This is a genomic window from Streptomyces sp. NPDC006529 (assembly GCF_040611795.1).
Lineage (GTDB): Bacteria > Actinomycetota > Actinomycetes > Streptomycetales > Streptomycetaceae > Streptomyces.
The window spans coordinates 1-5,561 of sequence record NZ_JBEXPB010000098.1 but is presented as its reverse complement, the minus strand read 5'-3'; the positions used below and the strand labels follow the sequence as shown (position 1 = coordinate 5,561).

Below are 5,561 nucleotides of genomic sequence, written 5' to 3'. Positions count from 1 at the left end.
TCACCACACACCACAGCCACCGCACCCGGCGACCGCACCACCTGCGCCGCAAACAACTCCGGCACCAAACCAGACCCGAACTCCACCGCAGTGTCGTTCCACTCCGACACCACCCGACGACGCTCCACACCACCCAACACCTCAACGGCCCGCAGCGGGAGTTCTTCTCCGCCGTCCAAGACCGTCTCCAGGGCGGAGACGAGGTTATCGGTCGCGGTGATGACGAGGGTGCCCACGGCCTCGGCGTCGATGGGAGCGACCGCGTCCACTGCCAGGCCGAGGCCGTGACCGTGGTCGTCGACGGCGACCGACAGGGGGTAGTTGGTGCGGTCATGCGTGAACAGGGTGGTGATTCCGGCCATGCCGAGCCCGTTGTCCGAGCCGTGCGGGGCGTTGTGGCGGTAGTTGAAGATCGAGGTGAACAGCGGCGCATCGCCGGCCACGCCACTGGCGCGCTGGGCCAGGGCCAGCGGAGCGTGCTCGTGCTCCAGCAGTTCGGCCAGCTGGTCGCGCATGGCGTCGAGAGCCGCGCGTACGCCGAGGTCGTCGATCCGCGTACGAACCGGGAGGGTGTTCATGTAGGGGCCGGCGACCCGGTCCGCGCCCGCGCCGCCGTTCATGCGGCCGAAGAGGACCGTGCCGAAGACCACGTCGTCGCGGCCGGACGCCACCGCGAGCACGCGGGCCCACGCGAGGTGCATTACCGTCGCTGCGCTGGCCCCGAGCCGATGGGCGATGTCCCGCACCCGTCCGGCGAGCTGCGGGGATAGCTCCAGGTCCGCTCGGACGACTCCGGCGCCGTCACCCCGTACGTCGACCTGCCCGTAAGGGGCGGTCGGCTCGGCCACGTCGCCCAGCAGCTCGGCGAAGTACCTCTCGTGCTCCGACCGCTCGACCGCGCCACGCGCCTGGGCCACGAAGTTCCGGAAGGGCAGCGGCTCGGGCAGCTCGTCGCCGCGCCCGGCGAGGATGGCCTGTATCTCGCGGAGCAGCACCTCCCTGGCCGTGTGGTCCTGCACCATGTGGTGCATCCGCAGCAGTGCCAGCCATCGGCCGGTGCCGGGTTCGGCGGACGTGTGGACGTCGAGCAGCGGGGCGTGGGCCAGGTCCATCGCCTGGACGGCGGTCAGCAGCTGTGCGATGGGCTCGGGGCCCCGGGGGTCGAGAGTCACATCGGTGACGGGCAGTACGGCGCGCCGCCAGACGACCTGGACCGGCTCGCGCAGGCCCTCCCACACGATGCCGGTGCGGAGGATGTCGTGGCGGTCGATCACCTGCTGGAGCGCGTCGAGGAATGAGCCGAGCAGTTCGCGCGAGTCGAAGCCGATGACAGTGGGGATCAGGTAGGCGTCCTCGCCGCGCTCCCCGAGCAGATGGTGGAAGAGGAGACCCTCCTGGAGGGGTGCGAGGGGGTAGATGTCGGCGATGTTCGCCGCGCCGCCCTCGACCGTGTCAACGATGCGCTGCACGTCGTCCGTGGTCAGCTCGACCAGCGGGAGCATCTCAGGGGTGATCTCCCGCGCGTCGGCGGGGATGAGGTTCTCGGGTACGGCGACGGTGTCCGTGCCGGTCGCAAGCGCGAGACCGGCCGGGGTCGGCGTCTGGAACAGGGCGCGGACCGGCACCGAAACGCCGCGCTCGCGCAGCCGCTCCACCAATCGGATCGCCATGAGCGAGTGCCCGCCCAGGGTGAAGAAATCGTCTTCCGCGCCGACCTGCTCGAGGCCGAGGACCTCGGCGAACGCGGCGCAGAAGATCTCCTCCCGCGGGTTGGCCGGACCGCGGCCCGCCGCGGTGCTGTACTCCGGGGCGGGCAGGGCAGCGCGGTCGAGCTTGCCGTTCACCGTCAGCGGCAGCGCGTCCAGCACCACCACCGCGCTCGGCACCATGTACTCCGGCAGCCGCTCGGCCACGAACCTACGTACGGTCAGCGGCAGTTCAGATGCCGTATCGGCTTCGGTGCGCGCTGATCCGTCCGCTACGACGTAGGCGACGAGGCGGGTGTCGCCGGGGGTGTCCTGGCGGGCGATCACCGCGGCCTGCGCGACCTGCGGGTGCCGGGCCACCGCGGACTGGACCTCGCCGGGCTCGATCCGGAAGCCGCGGACCTTGACCTGGTCGTCGGAGCGGCCGGCGAAGACGAGCCGGCCCTGCGCCGTCCAACGGGCCAGGTCGCCGGTGCGGTACATCCGTACGCCGGGCTCGAAGGGGCAGGCCACGAAGCGTTCCGCCGTCAGGCCAGTGCGGCCGATGTAGCCGCGCGCCAGCTGCGCGCCGGTGATGTACAGCTCGCCCGCCACGCCCGGCGCGACAGGCCGCAGGTGTCCGTCGAGGACGTACATCCGGGTGTTGGCCACGGGTGTGCCCAGGGGGACCGCGCCCTCGCCGTGGGGATCGACCTGGCCCAGGGCCGTGATGACGGTGGCCTCGGTGGGACCGTAGGTGTTGAGGAGGCGGCGGCCGCGGGCCCAGGCGCGGGCGAGTGCGGGCTCGATCGCCTCGGACCCGACGACGATCGGGCCGACGCCGGCCAAGTCGTCCAGGTCCAGCACCGCCAGCAGGGACGGCACAAGGCTGGCCGAGCGCACGCCGGCCGACCGCGCGAGCTCGCGCAGCAGAGCCGGCTCGGCCCGCTCGGCGGCGCTGGCGACCACGAGGGCGCCACCGGAAGCGAGCGTCACGGCGACGTCCAGGACCGAGGCGTCGAAGTTGAACGACGCGAACTGCAGTACGGCGACGCCGGGGGCGACGTCCATCTGCGGGCCGAACACCGACACCATGTTCGCCATCGCAGCGTGCGCGACAGCCACGCCCTTCGGGCGGCCGGTCGAGCCCGAGGTGTAGATGACGTAGGCGAGGCCGTCCGGCGCGACGGACACCTGCGGTGCCCGGGCCGGGAGCTGAGCGATTGCGGCCGCGACCCGCGCGTCGTCAAGCCATACGGTGTTCGCAGCTTCGGCCACCGCTGTGTCACGGCGCCCGATGACCACCCCGGCGCCGCTGTTGGCCAGCATGAACGCGATGCGCTCCGCCGGGTGCTCCGGGTCCAGGGGCACGTACGCGCCACCGGCCTTCCATACGGCGAGGATGGAGGCGACCATGTCGACGCCGCGCGGCAGGCACAGGCCCACCACGGACTCGGGGCCGACACCCTGGGCGATCAGGTGGTGGGCGAGACGGTTGGCGCGGGCTTCCAGCTCGCCGTACGAGACCTGCTCGCCCTCGAAGACCACGGCGACCGCGTCCGGCATACCGGCCGCGTGCGCCGCGAACAGCTCCGGCACCATCGCCGGGGCGACCTCGGCCGCGGTGTCGTTCCACTCGGTCAGGACGCGGCAGCGCTCGTCGGGGTCGAGTACGTCGACCTCGCTCACGCGGGTCTGCGGATCGGCGGCCATCGCTGCCATGACACGCACGAGCCGCTGCCCGATCAGCTCGGCCGAGGCCACGTCGAAGAGGTCGGACGCAGCGACTATCTCGCCGCGCAGGCCTGCCGGGGCACCGTCGCGGTCGGTCACCTCGGCGACGGACAGATCGAGGTCGAACTTGGCGGCCACCTCGGCCGAGAGCTCTGCCGTCATCCGCACGGCCCGCGCGCCGGGCAGGTCGACGACCGCCTCGGCGGTGTTCTGGACGGTCAGCAGGACCTGGAAGAGGGGGTGGCGGGCGAGCGAGCGCGTCGGCGCGAGTTCCTCGACCAGTTTCTCGAAGGGCACGTCCTGGTTCGCGAACGCGGACAGACCGGTCTCGCGCACCTGGAGCAGCAGCTCACTGAAGGTCGGGTCACCCGACAGGTCTGTGCGCATCACCAGGGTATTGACGAAGAAGCCGACCAGGTCGGCGAGCGCAACGTCGGACCGGCCGGCCACCGCCGCACCGATCGGGATGTCCGTGCCCGCGCCCAGCCTCGAGAGCAGCACCGCCAGCGCCGCCTGCACGATCATGAAGGTGGTGACGCCCTCGGCGCGTGCCAGCTCTGCCAGCCGCGCGTGCACGTCCGCAGGAACCTCGAACGGGACGCTGTGTCCGCGGTGGGAGGCAGTCAGCGGGCGGGACCTGTCGAAAGGCAGCTCCAGCCCTTCGGGAATTCCGTCCAGGGCCTGGCGCCAGTAAGCGAGCTGGCGGGCGATCACACTGTCGGCGTCCTGCTCGTTACCGAGCAGCTCGCGCTGCCAGAGCGTGTAGTCCGCGTACTGGACGGGCAGCGGCTCCCACTCCGGCGCGCCACCGTGCGAACGGGCGGTGTACGCCAGGGAGACGTCCCGGGCCAGGGGACCCATGGAGTAGCCGTCGCCGGCAATGTGGTGCACGACGACCGCGAGGGCGTGCTGGTCGGGCCCGGCAGAGAACAGCCAGGCGCGGATGGGGAGTTCACGCGAGAGATCGAAGACGTGCCTGCCGGTCACCTCGTTCACGGCGCCCGCCAGATCGGGTGCCGCCGCGACTTCCACGCACTCGAGCGCCCAGTCGACTTCCTCGACGTCCAGGATGCTCTGGTAGGGCTCACCGTCGGCTACGGCAAAAGTGGTGCGCAGGACCTCATGGCGCTCCAGGACATCGCGCAGCGCGGACGCGAGCGCCTCCCGGTCGACCTCGCCCGACAGGCGCAGCACGATCGGAATGTTGTAGGTCGCACTCGGACCCTCAAGCTGCTCGATGAACCACAACCGACGCTGCGCAAATGACAACGGAATCATCAGGACTCCTCCTGGTTACGTCCTGGCCGCAACGTCGGCCTAGGCTGACTGTCTATGTCTAGGCTTCTTTGCATGCACGTTTGCATGCAAATCCTGCCGTTTCCGGGCATGCGGAATCTCGCGCCCTCGGTAAGCAATTCATGACTTGCCTAGCCCAGGAGGTCGGCGCGATTGACCGAGTCGGCCGGGGTGCGACCCATATGAACGGTCACTGGGTTCCCCGCACTCGACATACCCCGTGTATGTCCGCGCCTCGCCATGCAAAGGCCTACCGGGAAGCTTGCCGAGGCCTTGGCCACGGCATGCGACACCGCCGCCGACTATTTCACTTCCATCGACGCGAAAAGGTCCAGCCGTCGGGCGCGGCGGCGAAGGCCGGCCAGAGGGAACTGCTTCCCTCGTCGTCGATCAGACCCAGGTAACCGGAACCCGAATCGTCGAACGGATTCGCCACGACGCATTCCCTTCCATGAAGCAAATCAGTGGGGTGATGGCATGGATGCCGGATTCCCCTTGAACATCCACGCCGTCCGATGGAGGTTTATCGGCTCTCCACCACGACTCAACGCGACCCACTATCTCCCAGGCCCCCGCGACGATCAATGATCAACAGCCGTCCACCGGACGTTGCCGACGAGCGCGGCCGCCACCGGAAATCTTCCTGTGCAAGTGCGGCCTAGCGGCACTTGAACAGGGGTTCGTCATGGCCTGAAGGGTCCGGAAGCACGTACGGCCGCCGCGCCCGACCGGGGTCGGATGCGGCGGCCGGTCGGCCCTCGGTACCCCCTTGACTGGCCGGGCCCGGGGGCTCGTCAGTCGGCGGTCATCATCGGTTCCGCCGGTCACGCATCGGACGCAGGGTCG

General features: G+C 70.2%; 2 protein-coding genes. Both read right to left on the bottom strand.

Going from position 1 to position 5,561, the window contains the following annotated elements; genetic code table 11:
• On the bottom strand, positions 1 to 4,697 hold a 4,697-nt coding region (locus ABZY31_RS30995; protein ID WP_356416984.1), incomplete at its 3' end, for an amino acid adenylation domain-containing protein.
• A gap of 325 nt (positions 4,698 to 5,022) precedes the next feature.
• A complete protein-coding gene (locus ABZY31_RS30990) occupies positions 5,023 to 5,151 on the bottom strand; it encodes an MbtH family NRPS accessory protein (protein ID WP_356416982.1) in 129 nt (42 codons plus the stop codon).
• Positions 5,152 to 5,561 lie beyond the last annotated feature (410 nt).